This window comes from Paenibacillus sp. V4I9 (assembly GCF_030817295.1).
Classification (GTDB): Bacteria; Bacillota; Bacilli; order Paenibacillales; family NBRC-103111; genus Paenibacillus_E.
On sequence record NZ_JAUSZE010000001.1, the window covers coordinates 333,600 to 354,992 of the forward strand.

Here is a 21,393-nt window from a genome sequence, read left to right on the forward strand (position 1 = left end):
TAATTCCTGTCTTGTAAGCAGTTTTACGACAATTGTCTTATCTCACTTAATTTTAACAGACGAAAGGTGATTTTTACCATTATTTCCTGAGTGAGAGCATCAACCAGTTGTTTATTCCATAGGCAGTTAGTACAATGATGTTTATTAAGAATACGCTTACGAGAAGCGCTTACGAAGTAAGCTTTTTATACGAACAGCTTTAGGAGGACGGACATGTACAAGCTGCTATTAGTGGATGACGAAGAGGACGTGCGGGAAGGTGTCGTCCGTGAGATAAATTGGGAAGCTATTGGCTTTGAAGTTGTAGAGAAGGCGGAGAATGGAAGGGAAGCGCTGGAAATGGTTGAGCGTCTGCAGCCGGACGTGGTTGTGACGGATATTCAGATGCCGTTCATGAATGGGCTTCAGTTGGCAGAAGCGGTCCGTGAGCGCTTCCCAACGATTAAGCTCATCATCCTTACGGGGCATGATGAGTTCGAATATGCCCAAAGGGCGATTAAGCTTCATATTGATGAATATGTACTGAAGCCTTTTTCCGCGCAAGAGCTGATCAATGCTTTGCTGAAGGTGAAGGAGCAGATTCAGGAAGAAGTGTCCCATCGGGAAAATGTCCAGCTGCTGAAGGAGCATTACCGCAAGAGCATGCCTGTGCTTAAGGAAAATTTCCTGGCGACCCTGATGAACCGGAAACTCCCGCGCGATGAAGTGTACGAGAAGGCCGCGAACTATGGGATTGAGCTCAGTGGGAATAGCTATGTTGTAGCAGTCCTGAGCATCGATGGGGTGCTCATTCATGAAGAGGATTTGGAGAATCGCAGTGAGTTGGCGAAGTCCGTTTCTTTGAAATATTCCGAGGATCAGGCGCTGAAATATTTTGCCCTGCTCAATATTACCGAGGAGATTGCCGATAAACGGCGTCTTGGCCTTGTTTTTATGCATAACGATCAAGTGGTTGTACTAGCTGCGAGGGAGAGCACAGACAGAGGAGCTGCGCTTCAAGAAACGATGAAGGTGCTGGAAGAAGTACGGCAGAACGTAGAAAAATATTTGAAGTTTACGCTGACAGTTGGGATTGGAACCGTTATGAAAGATGTAACCAAGATTAGCTATTCGTATGAAGATGCCGTGTTGGCGCTGGATTACCGGCTTATCTTAGGCAACAATCGCATGATCTACATTGATGATGTGGAGAAGCGGAACGTGGAGAAGATTCGTTTTGATGATGTGAAGGAGCATGCCTTGACGCGCTGCATTAAGGTCGGGACGAGCCAGGAGATTCGGGAGACGATGGACGAGCTTTTTCAAGGGTTAGAGGGCGGTGTTTCCGTTAAGGACTACCAAATTTATTTACTCGAAATATTGACTTGTATCCTGAAAGCGGCCAAGGACTCGAACCTTAACGTCGATGAGGTATTTGGCGATCATTTTATTCCTTTTACAGAGATAAATAAATTCACATCCTTGGAAGAAGCCAAGCATTGGCTTGCCGAATTATGTGCCAGCATGATGAATCATATCGCGACGGATCGTCAATATACGTACAAAAATCTGGTCGAAATGGCCAAGGATTATACGAAGAGCCACTATCACGAAGGTGATATCACGATTAATAAAGTGTGCGGCCACCTGCATATTAGCGCGGGGTATTTCAGCAGTATTTTCAAGAAAGAGACGAAAATGACCTTCGTGAACTATTTGAACCATATTCGTATGGAAGAGGCCAAAGAGCTCTTGCGTTCAACGGATATGAAGGCTCTGGAGATCGCGGAGAAGGTTGGCTATGCCGATGCCAATTATTTCAGCTTTTCGTTCCGTAAAAATGTCGGGGTTTCCCCAAAAGAGTACCGAAATAACAGTTCCAAAGGGCTTTAGGGTTAAAGGGGTGGGTGGTAAAGCTTGAAACGTAAAGTGAGAACACTATTCGAGGCTTTGTATAACGTATTGCTGGACACGATGAGAGTGAAAAGCATTCAATTTACGATTACGATGTCGTTTATTTTGATTACGGTGATCGTTATGTTGATCGTCTCACTGGTGCTTTATAATAAATTTTCTAGAACCGCAGAAGAGAGTGCTTTTCTGAATACGCAGCAGGTGATCGAGCAGGTACAGTTTAACTTGGAACACTATATTAAAGGCATGGCGGATACCTTCGAGGTGGTCGATGCAAAAATCGCCAAAAGCCATGGCATTCCAACGGACAAGCTGCTCGAGCAGTTGGAAACGATCGCGAGTACGCGCGAGGATATCGTCTCCATTCATCTTTTTACAGCAGATGGCGGACTAGTAACCGGCATTCCCACGACCGAGATGCGCAAAAATACGCGACTTCTTGAGCAGTCGTGGTTTAAGTCTGCGCTGGATAATCCGAACCATCTCACTTTTTCCCTGCCGCATATACAGAATCTGTTCAAGGATCCATACAAATGGGTCGTTTCCATGAGCAAAGGGGTTTCCATTCAAAAGGATGGGAAATGGGTGGAGGCTGTGCTGCTCGTTGATGTTAATTTCAAGACATTGGATGACGTGTTCCGCACGGTTTCTCTTGGCAAAAAAGGCTATGTTTACATCATCGACGACTCTGCCGGTAACATTGTCTATCACCCGCAGCAGCAGCTTATTTATATTGGTTTGAAGTATGAAAATGTGGAGCAAGCGCTCAAATTCTCGTATGGAAAATACATGGATGTCAGCGATGGTGAGTCGCGGCTTAATGTGGTCAGGACGGTTAATAACATCGGTTGGAAAATTATTGGCGTCTCTTACATGGATGAAATGGTTACAACACGCAAGGAAATCAGTACGTTCATGATTTGGCTTCTCGTGATTGTCCTTGTTTTCATTTTGTTGATCTCGTCATTCATGTCTGCGCGCATTTCGCAGCCTATTAAGCGACTTAAGAAGTCGATGGAAATGGTCGAAAAGGGCCATTTTGACACCTATATTCATGTTCGGGGCGCTGATGAAGTGGAGCAGCTTTCGCGGAGATTCAATCTGATGGTCTCGCGGGTTCGTGAGCTGATGGATCAAAGTATCCATGAGCAGGAGACGAAGCGGAAGAATGAGCTGGAGGTACTGCAGTCTCAGATTAATCCGCATTTTTTGTACAATACACTCAATTCCGTTGTTCGCATGGTGGGTAATGGGAAGAATGAAGACGTCGTCAAAACCATCACGTCGTTGTCTAAGTTTTTCAGGATTTCGCTGAGCAAAGGTAAGAATATTATTACCATCGGGGAAGAGATCGAGCACATTCGGAATTATTTGATCATCCAGAAGATGCGGTATAAAGATAAGTTCGATTACGAGATTCAGGTGGATGATGAGGTGCTGCCCTACAAGACGTTGAAATTGATTTTACAACCTTTTGTGGAAAATGCACTTTATCATGGCATTGAATATATGGTGGACGAAGGCCTCATTCACATTTCGGTCAGCAAGATCAATGAGAAGATCCTATTCGAGATTCGGGATAACGGTGTCGGAATGTCGGAAGAAACGCTCAAAAACATCCTGACCGGTCATGTGAAAAGTGAAAAAGGGTCTGGGGTAGGGCTGCGAAATGTGCATGAGCGCATCCAGTTATATTTCGGTTCGGAGTATGGGGTCAAGGTTGAAAGTGAGCTGGAAGAAGGAACTACCGTCAAGATTTGGATTCCTTTATTTCTTGAAGATGAATAGGAAGGAGAAGCCATGGATAAAACAATGAAAGTAAGACCGCTTCTATTTGCCGTCCTGGTAGCCGTCATCTCCATGTCCTCCTGTTCCAAACAAACGGAGACTACACCAACCGAGCAGAAGAAACATTTGGAGGTTGTACTCCGAAGTCAAAATGGAGATTACTGGAAGACGGTGAAGATCGGCGCCGAGGTGGCCGCGAAGGAGTTTGATGTTACGCTGGATTTCCGTGCACCAGGCGATGAAGCGGATGTGAAGGGGCAAATCGCTTTAATGGAGCAATCAATCAACAGTGGACCGGACGCCATTGTGTTGGCTCCTAACAGTTATAAGCAATTATCCGAGGTTGTGAATGATGCGTCAATACGAGGAATTCCTGTCATCACGATCGACTCTGAAGTGGAGACACGCAAAGCCAAGAGCTTCATCGGGGCTAATAATTATGAGGCTGGACAATTGGCTGGCAAACAGCTCATCAAGCTGGCTGGGACAAGCGGTGATATTGCTATTGTTAGCTTTATGCAAGGAGAGCGCAATACAGAGCTTCGGGAACAAGGTCTTTTGGAGGAATTATCCAAATATCCTGGTGTTAAGGTGATTGATAAGGTTTACAGTATGACTGACTATGAGCTTGCTGCGCAGCTAACCCGTAACATGATGGAGAAGCATCCCCAATTAGACGGGATTGTTGCTCTGAATGAAATCTCGTCCATTGGCGTTGCGCATGCGATTCAGAGTATGAACCTGCAGGACAAAGTGAAAATCATCACATTTGATAGTACCTCCGAAGAGCTGGAGCTGCTGCAAGAGGGTGTCATCCAAGCGACGATCATTCAGAACCCATTCAGTATCGGGTATTTGGGTGTAAAGAACGCGGTTGAAGCTTCGAATGGGAAGAAGGTGCCCAGCCGCGTGGATACAGGGATTAAAGCCATTGACCTGGGTAATATGTTCTGGTCGGATAATCAGAAGCTGCTGTTCCCTTTTATAAAGTGATGAGAATTTTGATAGAACACATGAGGATATTGCATTTGTTTTGGTGTTTTGATCCAGTATAGTAGGGAATGTAAATAATAAACAACACACCTTTTAGGGAGGGTCTTACCTTGAAAAAATTGATTACTCTTGCAGTAGCAGGCGCATTGGTTGCAACCGTGGCAGGCTGTGGCAATAAAGCAGCAACACCTTCACCAGCTCCAGCAGCAACTACAGGTGCAGCAGCAACTCCAAAAGCAGCAGACACAGCAAAAAAACCAACAATTGGTGTAGCTATCTACAAATTTGACGATACATTCATGTCTGGTGTTCGTGCCGCGATCTCTGATGCTGCTAAAGATAAAGCAACAGTTGAAATCGTTGATAGCCAGAACTCACAACCAACACAAAATGATAAAGTCGATCTTTTCATCACGAAAAAAGTAAACGCTCTAGCGATTAATGCAGTTGACCGTACAGCGGCAGGCGTTATCATCGACAAAGCAAAAGCTGCAAACGTTCCAGTTGTTTTCTTGAACCGTGAGCCACTTGCTGACGACATGAAGAAATGGGATAAAGTTTACTACGTAGGCGCTAAAGCAGAGCAATCCGGTACGATGGAAGGCCAACTGCTGGTTGACTATTTCAAAGCTCACCCAGAAGCGGATAAAAACAAAGACGGTAAAATCCAATACGTTATGCTGAAAGGCGAGCCAGGACATCAAGATGCTGAGCTTCGCACGAAGTTCTCCATCCAAGCGATCACAGACGCTGGTCTGGGTGTAGAAAAAGTAGCGGAAGATACAGCTATGTGGGACCGCGTTAAAGGTCAAGAAAAAATGGCAGCATTCCTAGCTTCCAGCGAAAGCAAAATCGAAGCTGTTCTTGCGAACAACGATGATATGGCTCTTGGCGCTATCGAAGCTTTGAAAGCAAAAGGCTATTTCAAAGATAACAAATTTTTACCGGTTGTAGGCGTAGATGCCACAGCTCCTGCTCTTCAAGCGCTTAGCGATGGCACATTGCTCGGAACGGTTCTGAACGATGCGAAAAACCAAGGTGCAGCAACAACGAATGTAGCAGCAGCACTGGCTAACGGCAAAACACCTAGCAAAGAAACAACTGGCTACGATGTAACAGACGGTAAATATGTATGGATTTCCTACAAAAAGATTACAAAAGCTAACATGAACGAAGCGAAGTAATCCGAATAGAAGCGGGCAAGAGCAGCGATGTATCATACGCGGGCGCTCTTGCCTTCCTTATTTGGGAACCCATGCAAAGGTAAAGAGACAACGAAGAAAGCCTTCACTTTGTGGGGATTATCGTGAGCTGTAGGGGGAGTTACCATGACTGTACATGACTATTTATTGGAAATGAATCAAATCTCCAAAGAATTCCCCGGCGTCAAAGCGCTGGATAACGTTACCCTCAAAGTTCGCCCGGGAAGCGTGCATGCGCTGATGGGAGAGAACGGTGCGGGCAAATCGACGCTGATGAAATGCTTGTTCGGTATTTATAAGCCGGATGGTGGAGAAATCAAATTGAATGGCGAAGTCGTTTCCATTCAAAGTTCGAAAGATGCTTTAGCAAGCGGCATTTCTATGATCCATCAAGAGCTTCATCCGGTTCCTCATCGTAACGTAATGGAGAATATTTGGCTTGGCAGATTTCCGCTAAAAGGGATCGGACCTTTGAAATTAGTGGATCACAAGAAGATGCGTAAAGATACAGAGAGTTTGTTCAAACAGCTTCAGATGGATATTAAGCCGGATACCCTGGTAGGGACGTTATCTGTTTCTAAGGTACAATCCATTGAAATTGCCAAGGCTGTGTCATTCAATTCGAAAGTTATTGTTATGGATGAGCCGACTTCTTCACTAACGGGTAACGAAGTTGAGCAGCTGTTTCGCATCATTCGCGACCTGAGAAGTCGTGGCGTTTCGATCATCTATATTTCACATAAAATGGAAGAAATTCTCGAAATTTCAGATGAAGTGACGATTATGCGCGACGGTACCAAGATCGGTACGTGGGCATCATCGGAGTTAACGACCGACATGATTATTTCGAAGATGGTCGGACGAGATCTGAAGGAGCGTTTCCCTGAGCGCAGCAATGTGCCGAACGGTGTATTAATGAAAGTCGAAGGACTGACTTCAGTCATTCCAAGATCATTTAAGAATGTATCCTTTGATCTACGTAAGGGAGAGATTCTTGGAGTCGGCGGTCTTGTTGGTGCTCAGCGGACAGAGTTGATTGAAGCTTTGTTCGGGATGAGAGGAGTTGCTTCCGGCAGCATTTCCATGCATGGCAAGCAAGTGAAGCTCAAGTCGCCGATTGATGCCATTAAGCAGAAAATCGCTTTGCTCACGGAAGAGCGTCGTGTAACGGGGATTTTCCCCGTGTTATCCGTTCTTGAGAACACCGTGATTGCGAATTTGGGCAGATATATGAATCCACTTGGCTTCATCAACGAAGCTAAACGTAAAGTAGAAGTCGAACGAAGTATCGAAATGCTTCGGGTGAAGACGCCGAATATGCACGCACTGATCAAGAACCTGTCAGGTGGTAACCAACAAAAGGTGCTGCTTGCCAGATGGCTGCTCACAGAACCGGACGTACTTCTGCTTGATGAACCGACACGGGGAATTGACGTAGGTGCTAAATTCGAAATTTACTCCATCATCGCTGACCTTGCGAAGCAGGGGAAAAGTATTATCATGATCTCTTCTGAAATGCCCGAACTGTTAGGGATGTCAGACCGAATCATGGTCATGTGTGAAGGACGCCTTACAGGCATTGTAGAAGGAAATAAAGCAACTGAAGAAGAGATCATGCGCCTTGCTGCACAGCATATGGCATAATGGAGGGGGCCAAGAACCATGAGTACGAAGACAGAAACATTGAAATCCAGAGACATTAGTGGGTTCGTGACCAAATATGCAATTTACATCGTGTTAGTCGTGTTAGTTATCGGTATCGCGATATATGATCCACGCTTTTTATCCGTAAATATCCTTCGTGATATTTTACTGCAGTCATCCACGCGCGTCATTATCGCCTTGGGTGCGGCATTCATCTTGATCACAGGGGGAACGGACCTTTCGACTGGACGTATCGTCGGCTTGACCGCCGTTATCTCCGCTTCCATGCTGCAAACGCAGGAGTATGGAAGAAGATTTTTCCCGAATTTGCCAGAGCTGCCATTGATCGTACCGATCCTTCTTGCGATTGCAGCCGGTCTATTGGTAGGTCTGATCAATGGGATCATTGTTGCAAAATTCAAGGTTCCACCGTTCATCGCAACTTTGGGTACGATGGTAGCTGTCTACGGAGCTAACTCCTTGTACTTTGATATGAAACCGAATCAGTCACAGCCAATTGGCGGATTGAGACCAGATTTCAGTCAGCTGGGGACAGGCGCGATCGGAACCGGTTCTACTTATTCCATTCCTTACATTGTCATTATTGCCATTGTCGTATCTATCATCGTTTGGATTGTGTTCAACAAAACGAAGCTGGGGAAATATATGTACGCCATCGGCGGCAACATTCACGCGGCAGTCGTTTCAGGTATTAACGTAAACCGTTACCTCATCTACATTTACGCGATTGCTGGCGCTTTATATGGTCTAGCAGGGGTGTTGGAAGCAGCAAGAACAGGTGGCGCAACGAATAACTACGGGAATATGTACGAGCTAGATGCGATCGCAGCTTGCGTCGTCGGCGGTGTATCCACTTCCGGTGGTATCGGGACTGTACCTGGTGTTCTTGCAGGGGTATTAATTTTCAGCGTTATCAACTATGGTTTGACGTTTATCGGAATTAGTCCTTACTGGCAGTTGATTATTAAAGGTGTGATTATCGTAGCGGCTGTTGCCTTCGATATGCGTAAATACATGAATTCGAAATAATAATTAAACACCATGACGCTCCATTTGGTTATAGGTAATAAAGTGAAACAGGCTGTCGCAATTTAACGACAGCCTGTTATCCTGTATGAAATGAAAGCGATTACTGACGTTTTAGGAGGGCATACTCATGGCAAATCATAATTCGACTAGCTGGAGAAAGAGACTATTTTCAGTTTCTTTGAGAAGTAAGATTGTAGGCACATTTATTATTGTATCTTTACTCGTTGCAGTAACCAGCGGCATGTCGTATACATACTTGAATAAAGTGGATAGCTCCTATTCCAAGCTCCTGAATGATAATGTCACTATTCTTCGAAATGTTTCTGAGATTAAAGAGAAAACGCAAATACAGAACAGTATGCTGTTCGGATACGTTTTAGACCCAACGAAGGACAAAGAGAAGCTTTTGACGGAAATGAACGGAACACTTTCTTCGATCATTACACAGATGGGAGAGGTTTCGAAGAACGAGGACGAGCAAAGTGCTATCCAATCCATGGCAGACTCGAACATGACATTTGCTCGTCTAGTGAAGAAAGTGACGGAATACGCCGACAAAGGGAATGTTGCTCTAGCCAAAGCGGAAGCGATGCAGTGGGCTATTCCGACAACGGAAACATTGACACAGGCTGCCGCGAAGATTGAAGAGTTGGAAAGGAACGTCCAGGAGGAAGCTTCTGCCCGCAATCATGATGTGGTTGTATCGACCGTTCAAACGTTGATCTGGGTCAGTGTAGCAGCCTTTCTTTTCGCCTTGGCCATCGGCCTCTTGCTGTCCCGCATGATTGTTAATCCCATACGTTCTATGGTACAAGCAGCCGAACGAATCGCAGCATGCGATTTAACGGTTGATGACATTAACGTGAAGAATAGGGATGAATTACGACATTTGGCTACCGCTTTTAATCAAATGAAAGCCAATCTTCATCGCTTAATTAGTCAGGTAGGCAGCAGTGCCCAGCACGTCGCTGCTGCATCGGAAGCGCTCAGCAGCAATTCTGAGCAAATTAGCGAGTCTTCGGAACGAATTACATACACCGTCCAGGACATTTCGATGGGTACGGATGCACAAGTACGCAGTGTGCACTTGGGAGTCTCCATCATGGAGGAAATGTCAGCAGCCGTCATTCAGATTGCAAGCGTCACGCAGTCGGCTAATCATCAGTCTTTCCTCGCACAGCAAGAGGCTGGGGAGGGCAATGCGGCTGTCGAGACAGCGATAAAGCAGATGAATGCTATCTATCAAAAGATGAAGGAACTTGCTGAATCGGTACAGAGGCTCGGTCAACGGTCTGAACAAATCGTCCATGCGAACGCGATGATTGCAGGTATTGCGCGGCAGACGAACATGCTCGCGCTCAATGCCTCCATTGAAGCGGCACGCGCCGGAGCCGCTGGTAAAGGCTTTGCGGTCGTCGCCGACGAGGTCCGCAAGTTATCTATGCAGACGGGAGCAGCGGCGGAAGAAGTCGCTCATCTTGTTTCCAGTATTCAGGATGAAACAAGAGAGGTTGTCAGTTCCACCGAGGCTGGGAGCCGAGAGGTGCAGACGGGACTTGAGGTGGTCGGCGTAGCGCGAGATACCTTCAAACGTATTCGCGATGCGATGGACGAAGTTGCGAGGCAGATCGAGGAAGTGGCAGGAAGTTCGGCCGCTATTTCCGAGAAAACACGCGCAGCCGTGGATGTGATTCGCGCGATTGATGAAGTAGCCGGACAGACCGCTGCGGGAGCAAGAAATGTTTCTTCCAACATCGAGGGTCAGTACGCAAGCATGGAGGAGATCGTCTCCTCGGCGACAGTACTGAACAGCATGGCGGCTGATTTGCAGACCTTAATCGGAAGATTCCGCGTGTGAGGAGTATAGCTGACTCCAATAAGGCTCTTAGGACGTGAAACGGCGAAATAACGAATCCTCGTTCCTCTTAGCTCGTGAGAATGGGGTGTGGTTTCGAGAAGATTCCGTTGCACAAGCTGTAAAGATATTTTTCATCGTTATAGATGCGAGGGGATGTGGAATCGTGTCTGTAACTATATATTTCATCTTTACATACGAGAAGATGGAGGATTGGTATCTATTCGAGTGAGTGATAGCAAAGAGAAGTTCGTTCCCTATACTCAAACGTAGGCAGAAAAGAACCTGGCCATCGGCCAGGTTCTTTTTATTATAGTGCTTAATCACGCACTTCTACGATAAGTTCAATTTCCACCGGTGTGTGAAAAGGCAGATCACTCGTACCAATCGCTGAACGAGCATGTTTGCCTTGCTCGCCGAACACAGCCACTAACAAGTCAGAAGCGCCGTTGATGACATAGGGCTGATCACCAAAGCCCGGAGCGCTATTGACGAAACCGAGCATTTTCACGATTTTGACAACACGATCCAAGTCTCCAAGATAGCCCTTCATAACCGCTAAGCAATTGATAATGGTTTGACGGGCTGCTGCTTGACCTTGCTCGATCGTTACTTCGCGGCCAAGTTTGCCTTCGTACATAAGTTCACCGTTAATACGGCAATCCTGACCGGATAAATAAATGAGATTCCCTGTTTGATTGCAAGGAATATAAGTGAATCGCGGTTCCGGGGATGCGGGAAGCGTGATACCTAGGTCTTGTAGACGTTGTTCAATTTGAGACATAATGTTGACCTCCAAGTCGAATGGTGATTAAATCGGCAGTAATGCTGCCTGATTGCTTACTCCAACATACCTCGTGCAAGCACCGGAAGCGGCTCATACGCATCACCGCGCTGCATAAAAACCTGATTATGCAGGTTGACGGTGCTGCAAATGTGATTAGGAATAATACGCAGCTTGTCGCCTACCTGTATGTTGGTCGCCTGGGCGAGAGGCCCAAGATCAAGCATGCCATGCTCTTCTGATAAGCGAATGAGAAGCGCATCCTCTAGGTTCATGATGTGGCCGAACCCCCGCAGCTGAAGCGGGTCTGTGCCCGGCTGCACATCGGTAGCGAATGTTTTGCTGCCGCCATCGATGATCGCGAGATCCGCCGACGGGCGGCTAACGACGGTGACGAGTACGCTGCCTGCGCAGTCTTCGATGCCGCAAAGGCCTAAGCGGGCTTGCATCCGATCGTAGTACACGTAGGTGCCTGGGCGGACCTCCGTCACGCCTTCTACCGCAGCGGCGGAAGCGGCCGTCGGTGTGGATCCGACGCTAACGTCCGTGATAGCGATGCCCTGCGCTCTAAGACGCTCGGCCAGCTGCGCCATCAGGGTGCCTTCTTCTTGACCGGCTGCAGCCACGTCGAGAGTTGGCTTGCCTGCAAGCAGGGAGCCGCGAAACGTGTAGATGCCGGTCAGCCGCAAATGCGGCATGCGGGCGATCTCCGCGGCGAGCGCTGAGGCCTGCTCGTAGAGTACGCCGGTTCTGCGAAAGCCGGTATCGATTTCTAGCCGGACTTGCAGCGAGTGGCCAAGTCGGCTAGCGCACTGCTCTAATTGTTGAGCGCCTGCTAAGCTATCGACGCCGACGATCAGCTCGATTTGCTCGCTTAAGCGAATCGCTCTTTCAATCTTGCTTGCGGTTACAAGTGGGTAAGCGATGAAAATATTGTTAACGCCACCCGCCGCCATAACCTCAGCTTCGGACACTTTTGCTACCGTGATTCCGACAGCGCCAGCCTTAATTTGTTGGAGTGCGACGGAAGGGAGCTTATGCGTTTTCGCATGCGGACGCAGCTTCACATGATGTTTGCTGATGACATCAGCCATTGCTTGAATATTTCGATCCATGCGTTCTGTGTCAATAAGCAGGGAAGGTGTCTCCAAATTCTCCAACGTTTTCATCATCCTTCCACACTCTCTTTCACGGCACTTTTGCCTTCTTCTAAGTGGCTATAAAGGGTATACTTTGAGATATTCAAATAGGTACAAATCTTCTCGCCACCTTTTTTAATAAGAAAAGCACCTTTCGCATCCAGAAGTTGAATCATGCGCATTTTATCTTCCTTGGTCATGACCGCCACGGGTTTGCCAACTTGCTCTTGTGCTTCTTGAATAAGGGCATCGAGCAGATCGCTTACACTTGTAACGAACGATTCCTTTACTTCTGTTTGTTCCCCAGGACGTATAAGCGTCTGCAGCGTTTTCTCCGCGATCATCAGCTCAGTAATATCGTAATTAATACACAGCGAGCCAATGATAGTACCTGCTTTATTTTTCATATACATCGAACTGGAGCGCAGAATGCGACCATCTTTGGTTTGTGTTAAGTAGTTAAACTTGTTATCGTTTACATGATTTCCCCGCAGCAGCTCCAGACCCAGATTCGTTCCGGGATCTCCGACTTTACGTCCTGTGATGTGACCATTCGCAATCGCGACGATGGAGCTGTCGTAAGGACCTGTCAAGTCATGCAGCACGACTTCACAGTTGTCTCCGAATTGAGCGGCAAGTCCTGTCACAAGTTCAGTCAAAAACCCGAATTCATCTTGAATTGATTCCATGTCTGTCATCTCCCCTTGTAAGGTTATTCTGAGAAAAATGGTAACACAAACATATTTAATGTCAAACAAAAAGTTTGTTGAACTAAAAAAAAGTATGATTTTCTGCCGATGCTCATGGTACTATGTAAAAAAGATCACTGTAAGACCGAAGGAGGGATCACCCATGAGACGCTGGTTTGCCAAATCCCTGAAACGTAAACTGTCTTTGCTTATTTTATTCGCAGTTGTATTACCGTTGCTTTCCATGGGGATCGTGTCCTATAGCATCGCAACATCGGTGACGGAGGATAAGGCGAAGCAGGCGGGGATGAACACACTGAAGCAAATGTCAGATAAGCTTGATTTTGTTATTCAAGACGTTGAGAATATGTCGGTGTTTCTGATCGGGCAAAAGGATATTCAAACGTATCTCGATAACGAAGAAGGGGACGTCAACAGCTATTCACTTATCGTGGGCACCCTATGGAATTTATCATATTCCAAAAAATACATCTCCAACATTACAATTACACCGAAGAACGGCAACCCTGCTCTTTCTACAACGACCATAACCAACTCGGGATTATTTCCTCTCTCACAGCAATATGAATCCGTTTACAGGCCAGCTTCAAAATGGTGGTCTCCGCTGTATGAAATTCAAACATCGGACGGACCGAAGAAGGTCATTTCACTAGTCAGACCCATTCGTGATGTCAGTACTTTCAAGACGTTAGGTACGCTTACCGTTTCGCTCGATCAGGCAGAGATCGAGCGTTATTTGACAGGTGCAGGCTGGGAAAGCAGTGGATTCGTTCTTTTGTTAGATCAATATGATCAGATCATTTCGGGTGGCGATCCGAGTTGGTTAGCACGAACCGTCGGAGAAGTTTTTCCGAAAATGGGGGATCTAGCGGCTGCAAGCAGTGTGCTGAACGTAAGAATAGGGGAACAACCGCATACGGTTTTGTATAATCCTATTCCTCGATTAGGTTGGAAATTAATTGGTTTCATCCCTACACAGATCTATCAAAAGCAAAATGGTTACGTACTCACAGTGACAGCTGTTACGATCGTAATTGCCCTGCTGCTCGCTATGGGGATGGTACTCTACTTCTTGCAATGGGTAACGAAGCCTTTGATGAAGCTGACCAAATATTTGAAGGATCTGAATCCAGACGAGACGATTCCTACTTATGAGGTGAAAAGCGTCGATGAAGTCGGACTACTGGTCCACAGTTATAATAAGCTGAGTGAACGGATAGGTAGACTGAAGGATCAAGTGCAGCTGAACGAGGCGATGAAAAAGGAAGCGGATATTATGGCTCTGCAGGCGCAGATCAATCCGCACTTTTTGTATAATACTCTATCCTCGATACATTGGATTGCCTTGATGAATAAGGATCGTCAAATTGCTGAAATGGTGGGCGCGCTCAGTGATTTCTTAAGATTTAGTTTGAATAAGGGCGAGGAGTTTTGTGCCGTTCAGCAGGAAATTTCTCATGCACAGAATTATGCCTATATACAAGCTATTCGCTTTCCAGACCAGTTTGAGATTGAATTTTTTATCGATCCCGCGATGGTGCAAACCTCAATGCTGAAGCTGCTTCTACAGCCTCTGATTGAGAACAGTCTTATTCATGGTATCCAGAAGAAAAAAGCGAAGGGTCACGTCTATGTGCACGGAGAACGGCAGGCTAGTCAAATGAAATTCGTTGTTGAAGATACCGGAATAGGCATGGATGAGACGAAGCTTCGTGAGATTCAAGATCAGCTCGCTTTGGCCAATCGTCAACTAGGTATGCTAAGCGAAGTCGCTAAAGAAACGAAGATAGCTGTTACTAGCTACGGACTCATCAATGTTCACCGAAGATTGTTATTGCATTATGGAGCAGAATCTGGGCTTATTGTTGAGAGTATGCAGGGTGTGGGGACGAGCATTTCATTTTCAATTCCTCTTGGGACGGGAGAACTAGCGACATGAGAATCTTGATTGTAGACGATGAGGTTATTATACGAACAGGTCTTTGTACCGTCATTGATTGGAAGGAGCTTGGTCTAGAACTTCTTCCGGCCGCCGCTTCTGCTGAAGAGGCATTAGAGCGCATTCCTGAAGAGAAGCCGCATATTGTGCTGACCGATATTCGTATGTCAGGTATGGATGGAATCGAGCTTGCACGCGAGGTGAAAGCGATGCTGCCGGATACGGAGATCGTTATCCTTACAGGTTACGATGACTTCAGTTATGCCCAGCAGGCACTGCGCGAAGGTGTGACTGATTACTTGCTGAAGACCAGTCGTCCAGAAGAGATTATTAAAGCTGCGCTGAAAGCGAAGCAGAACATTATGGATAAATGGGAGTCGATCAAACAGGATAATCTTCAACAGGCTGCACTGCGCAATCAGTTGTTGGAACGGGTGCTGGGTCGAGGCTTGAACGATGATAGCGAAGCTCAAGAGCAGCTGCAAGTATGGTTTAGCAAGAATGGTATAGTTGTTCACCCGGAGTCAGGTGAATCTGCAGCGATGCAAGTTCTCCTTATCTCTGTGTCCGGTTGGGGGGAAACGCCTATCTTGGAGCTTCTGCAAGGAGCCGCAGAGAATATCCTCTTCGAGCTGCTCCCGTGTGTTACGCTCATGAAGAAGGACCATTTGTTGCTTGTAGTGCGTCACGAAGTCGGGATGACCGATCCAGCTGGGCTCACAAAGGCGCTTAAGCGCGTTACCGAAACGCTCAAATGCTCGGCATTTGCAGCGCTTGGAACCGTAACACAGGATTACGAAGGCCTTCGGGAATCGTATCGTGCGGCGAAAGAAGTTTTTGCTTACCAAGGGCTGCTCGGTGCACAGGGACTGTTTACGGTTGATGATATCAGGGACCGCAGCGGAGGTCGTACGGTATGCACCGAGAAGGAGGAAGCGGAGCTTACGGCGATCTTGATGAGCGGCAATGCCACAGAGCTGAGGCACTGGGTGAACCAGAAGGTGCGGGCTCTGATGGAAGATGCCTCAGCGACGCCGCTTACGGTGCAGGGCTATTTGCAGTCGATGATTATAGCGGGTCATCGATGGCTTGAACGGGCCAGTTCTTCCCAAGAGGGGACGGTTTCACTTAGCACACTTCCTACCTACGAGCGGGAAGGGCGTCCCGAAGAAGAAGTCTTTAAGGTGCTTTCTGCCGTGATGACGCGTTTTCATCAAGGCTTGGATCAGAATCGCTACGCGTATATTCACAAGTCTATTGCCTATATCCGGGACAATCTGCATCAGCCGATTTCGCTGCAGCAGGTGGCTGGATTCGTGCATGTGAATCCTAATCATTTTAGCGAGGTGTTCAAGCGGGAGACAGGCTGTACGTATATCGAATTCGTCACTCAGGAACGGATGAAGCGCGCCGTGGATATCCTCCAGGGTACTCAGACCAAAGTCAGTGATGTTGCTAGAAGAGTTGGTTATGAAGATATCAAATACTTTACGCAGCAGTTCAAAAAGTATACGGGAAGAACGCCGTCTGAATTTCGACAAGGGAATAAAGACTGAATAATGTCCCCCTCTGCGCCGAAGTTTCTCCCGTACCCCCTCCTGAATATGTCCTCTATACTAAAGTTCATAGAGAGAGCTTGAGCTTATGTATCTACGAAAACTTTTAGGAGGTCCAAACAAATGAAAAAGTCATTGATCGTTACACTGGCGGCAACGATGTCATTAGCTTTATTAGCCGGTTGTGGTTCAAGTGGAACAAAAGAGGGTGCTGCGGGTACCACATCTCCCAAATCGACAGATGCAGCCAAACCAGCTGAGAAAGTGAAATTATCGATTTGGCACAACTATACAGGCGAAGATCTCCGCGCCAAAACGATGCGTGAATATATGGAGAAGTTCAAGAAAGATCACCCGAATGTCGAGTTAGATATACAGGGAATCCCGCCCGATGGTTACCGTCCACGTTTAAAAACGGTAGCAGCCGCTAATGAAATGCCAGATCTATTCGTGATGTGGCCAGGTGTCATGACCAAGGAATTCGTCGGTGGTGACTTGATTCAGCCGATTAATGAGCTGCTGGACAGCAAAGCGGAATGGAAGAATGGTTTTATGCCAGGGTCGTTTGATGATTTCACCATCTCAGGCAAAACTTACAGCGCACCGATGGCTTTATCTCCTACTTCGATCCTTTACTACAACAAAGAAATCTTTAACAAATATAATGTACAGCCGCCTAAGACATGGGACGATCTCATGAAGCTGGTGGATACGTTCAAAAAGAATAATGTTACACCAATCGCACTTGGTAACAAAGCAGCATGGGTTGCGCAGTCCAGCATTCTCAGCTCACTTGCAGACCGTGTGACAGGTACGGAATGGTTCCTGAAAGCAGTGGATCAGAATGGCGCCAAATTTACGGATCCAGAATTCGTACAAGCCTTGATGTATCTTCAACAGCTTGGTAAGGCTGGGGCTTTCCAAGAAGGCTTCAACAGCATTGATAACACACAAATGGAACAAATGTTCGCTCAAGGTAAAGCGGCCATGATGATCGATGGTGGTTGGGCATTACCGAACTTAGCGTCGAATACGTCCAAAGAAGCATTAGCTAACATGGCTGTTACCGTTCTGCCATCCGTGCCTAACGGCAAAGGTGATCCGAGCTCTCTTTCAGGCGTAGTGGGAACAGGTCTTGGGATGAGTAAGAAAGTTACCGGCGCTCAGAAAGCCACAGCCTACGAACTGATCTATGCCTTGTCTGGCCCAGAAGCACAGAAAGCCATTTTGGAAAGCAACCAGCTCGTTAGCTACAAAGTAGATTTGGATACAACCAAAGTATCTTCCTTGTTTGCAGAAGTGTACAAAATGATGAACACGGTCAAGAAAACGCCAGTTTACGATGGCAAGCTTAGCTCCGCTAGTGCCGATGTCGTGAACAATGGTCTTCAAGAGCTACTTATGGGCGGCAAGCCTGAGGATATTGCCAAAAAAATTCAAGACGCGCAAGCGAAAGCCGTCGGCAAATAAAGTACGGCCACAGGACTCCAGCCAAAGCCCGGCTGGAGCCTTTTTTCAAAAAAAGATAGCAAGGAGGGAAGTTATGACCGTATCCGCTAGAATAAGAGGATTCATTACCATAGGGCTGCTTCCGGCCTTAGTACTCTATCTGTTTTTTGTCATTGTACCGATTTTCTGGTCGGCATACTACGGCTTTTTCGACTGGAAAGGTATCGGGGCAGCCAAATTTATCGGGTTTGACAACTACGCAGAAGTGATCCAAGATCCAATCTTCTGGAAAGCTTTTAAAAATAACATGCTTATCGTTGCAGCTTCCGTTTTCGGTCAGGTACCGATTGCTATGGTATTAGCGCTTCTCCTCATGCGCAGTACGCTATTTCAACGTGTCATTCGAGCCTCTGTCTTTATGCCCATGGTGCTGTCTTCGGTTGTTGTCGGGATCATCTGGGGATACATTTATCACCCGCAAATCGGTATTCTCAACTTCTTACTTGAGGGAATCGGGCTTGAAAGCTGGAAGAAATCTTGGCTCTCCGATCCGAAAGTATCGATGTTCGCGCTCATGGTGCCGATCATCTGGAATTATATTGGTCCCTACATGATTATGTTTATTGCCGCTCTACAGAATATTTCACCGGAGATTGAAGATGCTGCTCAGCTGGACGGCGTGGGTCCGGTTCGCAAGTTGTTTGCAGTCACACTGCCTATGATATGGGATACAGTCAAGGTAGCCGTCGTGCTATGCATATCCGGAAGCTTGAAGGCGTTCGATCTCATCTATGTCATGACGGGCGGTGGACCGGCACACTCCACGGAACTGCTTGCTTCTTATATGTACAACAGCACATTCAATGTGTATCGTTTCGGTTTTGGCAGTGCCATTTCTACGGCAATTATTATTCTTAGTTTGTTCTTAATCGTTGGCAGCCAATATCTCATGAAACGAGACTATCGTTAGGAAATAATTTCTCTCAGGAGGGACATCTATGGAGCAGGTTGTATCGATGCAGACGGGTTTTCCCGCTGGAGGTAAGAAGCGAAGAGGGTGGGCGCGCGTTGTCATCAACATCTGTTTGACCCTGTATGCACTTGTCACGCTGTACCCGTTGATTTGGTTATTTATGAGTGCTTTAAAGTCCAATGAGGAATTTCATTCGCGGCCCTTTTTACTGCCGACGGTTTGGAAATGGGACAATATCGTTCGAGCATGGAAAGTATCGGGTATGGGTCTCTCGCTCTGGAACTCTACCGTAGTGACAGTGGCCTCGCTCGTGCTGACCTTAGTTATTGGAGCACTGGCAGCCTTTGTTTTATCACGGTTTGAATTTAAATTAAAGCCATTTTTAATGGGCTTATTCCTACTCGGAATGCTCATTCCGATCCATAGCACACTCGTACCACTTTTTATTATTATGAAAAAAATCGGCCTTCTGAACACGTACGGTGCACTCATTTTACCTTATGTGGCCTTTGAACTGCCATTAGCCATCTTCGTCATTGCGGCTTATTTAATTACGATTCCCAAAGAAATTGAAGAAGCGGCGTTAATCGACGGCACAGGCTATTGGGGCATTTTCTTTCGGATGATGCTTCCGCTTAGCTTGCCAGCTCTCTCTACGGTAGCGATCTTAGGATTTTTACGATTTTGGAATGATTTTGCGTTCGCACTAGTCTTTATTAGCAAGCCTGCGCTTAAGACAGTTCCGCTGAGTTTATCTGCTTTTGCTACGGGGTATATGACCGATTACGAATTGACGATGGCTGCACTTGCCATTGCCGTACTGCCAACCATTATCGTGTTCTTATTGTTCCAAGAGCAGATTATGAAGGGAATGACGGCTGGTGCAGTCAAAGGATAACGAGTTTTAAAACAAATAATTAATAGTGCGAGGCATAAATTGTTGTATTTTTTGCAACATTCACGCGGAAAACGTGTAATAACGTGCGTAATGTTGTACGAAATACAACATTACGCAAATGAGTAAGCAAATGATCCTACATACCACTCATGACTTGCCCTTGCGCGTCATCTCCGCAAGCCCAACCCACTGCTCCTCGGTCACCTCGAGCAGATCGTTGAACTGCCCGGCGCCCTGCAGCCATTCGCCGCCGTCGATCGTGACCACTTCGCCGTTAATATAGGCGGCGTAGTCCGAAATCAGATAAGCCGCGAGGTTCGCGAGCTCATCCTTCTCACCGACCCGCCGCAGCGGCACGCGGTTCAAGAGCTTCTCCGACAGCTCGGGGGTCGGAGCCAGTCGGCTCCACGCGCCGTCGGTCGGGAAGAGCCCCGGCGCGATGGCGACTTGCCGGATGCCGTGCCGCGCCCACTCGACGGCAAGCGACCGCGTCAGCGCAAGCACGCCGGCCTTGGCCGCAGCCGACGGTACAACGAAGGCCGAGCCGGTGGAGGCGTAAGAGGTGACGATGTTCAGCATCGTACCGCCGACGCCCTGCTCGATCCATCTTTTGCCCACTTCTAACGTGGTGTAGAACGTTCCGTGAAGGACGATATCCAGCACCGCATCCACTGCGCGCGGAGATAAATTTTCTGTCGGGCTGGCGAAGTTGCCGGCTGCGTTATTAATCAGTACATCAATACGGCCATAGTGCTGATCCACAGCGGCCACCATCTCGGCAACTTGAAGCGGGTCACGCACGTCACAGCTTTTGTAGAATACTTCTTTGCCTTCACTGCCCATTTCGGCTGCTGCTTTAGCTAACACTTCCTCGCGTCGGCTGATAATCGCTAGTTTTGCGCCTAACGTCAGAAATTTCTCGCCCATAGCACGGCCCAGACCGGTACCGCCACCTGTAATAAGAATGACTTTATCCTTCAGCAAGGTTGAATCGAACATACCAATCGCGCCCTCCATCATCAATTTACGCTGCTAATAATTAATGCTGTGAATGCTGTTCTATTGCTGCTGCCCTAGGAACGAAGCTTCGAATTGCTCGATCCGGCTTGCTAAGTCTTCTGGAAGCGGGGTGCCGCTTTGTGTATGAACATCGACATAAACGCCAGTGCTGGTAGCGAAGCTCACAAGCTGTTTATTCTCCCGCTTAACAATGGCATACTGAGTTTCAATCGATGAAGTGCCGATCCGGCTCACTTTCATATAAATATCGAGGTTATCGTTAAAATGCGCTTGAGACTTGTACTCGACGCTTTGGCTGACGAGAAAGAAGGTTTTATCAGCCAGATTACCATCCGAATTTGCAAAAAATAAACCCAAACCGTTCATATACTCACAGCGGGCTTGCTCCATGTAAATGACGGAAGAAAGGTGACTCAGGTGTCCGTTCGCATCGGTTTCACAGAAACGAACTTTCGTTGGTGTATAAAAGCGGAAGCCCTCTAATTCAAAATTGTTCATTG

Annotated in this window: 17 protein-coding genes; 12 read left to right on the forward strand and 5 right to left on the reverse strand. The window is 47.0% G+C overall.

Annotation, left to right across the window (positions count from 1 at the left end):
• Positions 1–213: 213 nt before the first annotated feature.
• The 7 genes from QFZ81_RS01535 (at position 214) to QFZ81_RS01565 (ending at position 10,428) form a co-directional block, all read left to right on the forward strand.
• Complete coding sequence (locus QFZ81_RS01535) at positions 214–1,872, forward strand: response regulator (RefSeq protein WP_307434718.1); 1,659 nt, start codon at positions 214–216, stop codon at positions 1,870–1,872.
• Positions 1,873–1,953: 81 nt separating this feature from the next.
• Positions 1,954–3,681, forward strand: coding sequence for a cache domain-containing sensor histidine kinase (locus QFZ81_RS01540; protein ID WP_307449148.1), 1,728 nt, complete (start codon positions 1,954–1,956; stop codon positions 3,679–3,681).
• Between the two features lie 12 nt (positions 3,682–3,693).
• Positions 3,694–4,674: a substrate-binding domain-containing protein gene (locus QFZ81_RS01545; RefSeq protein WP_307434714.1), complete on the forward strand. Its 981-nt coding sequence runs from the start codon at positions 3,694–3,696 to the stop codon at positions 4,672–4,674.
• Between the two features lie 110 nt (positions 4,675–4,784).
• A complete protein-coding gene (locus tag QFZ81_RS01550; protein WP_307434711.1) occupies positions 4,785–5,858 on the forward strand; it encodes a galactose ABC transporter substrate-binding protein in 1,074 nt (357 codons plus the stop codon).
• 144 nt (positions 5,859–6,002) lie between these two features.
• Positions 6,003–7,520: a sugar ABC transporter ATP-binding protein gene (locus QFZ81_RS01555; protein WP_307434708.1), complete on the forward strand. Its 1,518-nt coding sequence runs from the start codon at positions 6,003–6,005 to the stop codon at positions 7,518–7,520.
• Between the two features lie 18 nt (positions 7,521–7,538).
• The gene (gene mglC, locus QFZ81_RS01560) at positions 7,539–8,570 is read left to right on the forward strand and encodes a galactose/methyl galactoside ABC transporter permease MglC (RefSeq protein ID WP_307434704.1); all 1,032 of its coding nucleotides are present in this window, start codon (positions 7,539–7,541) and stop codon (positions 8,568–8,570) included.
• A gap of 127 nt (positions 8,571–8,697) precedes the next feature.
• Positions 8,698–10,428, forward strand: coding sequence for a methyl-accepting chemotaxis protein (locus QFZ81_RS01565; protein ID WP_307601184.1), 1,731 nt, complete (start codon positions 8,698–8,700; stop codon positions 10,426–10,428).
• A gap of 316 nt (positions 10,429–10,744) precedes the next feature.
• On the opposite strand, the gene QFZ81_RS01570 is transcribed toward QFZ81_RS01565, so the two are convergent.
• Genes QFZ81_RS01570 through QFZ81_RS01580 form a run of 3 tightly spaced genes read right to left on the reverse strand, consistent with a single transcriptional unit; the run spans position 10,745 to position 13,037 of the window.
• Positions 10,745–11,209 (reverse strand): RidA family protein, encoded by a 465-nt coding sequence (locus tag QFZ81_RS01570; RefSeq protein ID WP_307434699.1) that lies wholly within the window; start codon positions 11,207–11,209, stop codon positions 10,745–10,747.
• A 56-nt stretch (positions 11,210–11,265) separates the two neighbouring features.
• Positions 11,266–12,381 carry an alanine racemase gene (locus tag QFZ81_RS01575; RefSeq protein WP_307434697.1) on the reverse strand — a complete coding sequence of 372 codons (1,116 nt, stop codon included), beginning with the start codon at positions 12,379–12,381 and terminating at the stop codon, positions 11,266–11,268.
• Positions 12,378–13,037: a helix-turn-helix transcriptional regulator gene (locus QFZ81_RS01580; RefSeq protein WP_307434693.1), complete on the reverse strand. Its 660-nt coding sequence runs from the start codon at positions 13,035–13,037 to the stop codon at positions 12,378–12,380. Before QFZ81_RS01580 ends, QFZ81_RS01575 begins: the two co-directional genes overlap by 4 nt.
• A gap of 163 nt (positions 13,038–13,200) precedes the next feature.
• On the opposite strand from QFZ81_RS01580, the gene QFZ81_RS01585 reads away from it, so the two are divergent.
• The 5 genes from QFZ81_RS01585 (at position 13,201) to QFZ81_RS01605 (ending at position 19,873) form a co-directional block, all read left to right on the forward strand.
• A complete protein-coding gene (locus QFZ81_RS01585) occupies positions 13,201–14,997 on the forward strand; it encodes a sensor histidine kinase (RefSeq protein WP_307434690.1) in 1,797 nt (598 codons plus the stop codon).
• Positions 14,994–16,553 (forward strand): response regulator, encoded by a 1,560-nt coding sequence (locus tag QFZ81_RS01590; RefSeq protein ID WP_307601188.1) that lies wholly within the window; start codon positions 14,994–14,996, stop codon positions 16,551–16,553. The genes QFZ81_RS01585 and QFZ81_RS01590 overlap by 4 nt, the downstream gene beginning before the upstream one ends.
• 123 nt (positions 16,554–16,676) lie before the next feature.
• A complete protein-coding gene (locus QFZ81_RS01595; protein ID WP_307601190.1) occupies positions 16,677–18,023 on the forward strand; it encodes an extracellular solute-binding protein in 1,347 nt (448 codons plus the stop codon).
• A 73-nt stretch (positions 18,024–18,096) separates the two neighbouring features.
• Entirely contained in the window at positions 18,097–18,972 is an 876-nt protein-coding gene (locus tag QFZ81_RS01600; RefSeq protein ID WP_307434679.1) for a carbohydrate ABC transporter permease, read from the forward strand.
• Between the two features lie 28 nt (positions 18,973–19,000).
• The gene (locus QFZ81_RS01605; protein ID WP_307434676.1) at positions 19,001–19,873 is read left to right on the forward strand and encodes a carbohydrate ABC transporter permease; all 873 of its coding nucleotides are present in this window, start codon (positions 19,001–19,003) and stop codon (positions 19,871–19,873) included.
• A gap of 147 nt (positions 19,874–20,020) precedes the next feature.
• Here QFZ81_RS01605 and QFZ81_RS01610 read toward each other — a convergent pair whose 3' ends face one another.
• Together QFZ81_RS01610 and QFZ81_RS01615 are read right to left on the reverse strand one after the other, a co-directional pair.
• The gene (locus QFZ81_RS01610) at positions 20,021–20,872 is read right to left on the reverse strand and encodes an SDR family oxidoreductase (RefSeq protein ID WP_307434670.1); all 852 of its coding nucleotides are present in this window, start codon (positions 20,870–20,872) and stop codon (positions 20,021–20,023) included.
• Between the two features lie 60 nt (positions 20,873–20,932).
• Positions 20,933–21,391, reverse strand: a complete 459-nt coding sequence (locus QFZ81_RS01615) for an acyl-CoA thioesterase (protein WP_307601192.1) — start codon at positions 21,389–21,391, stop codon at positions 20,933–20,935.
• Positions 21,392–21,393 lie beyond the last annotated feature (2 nt).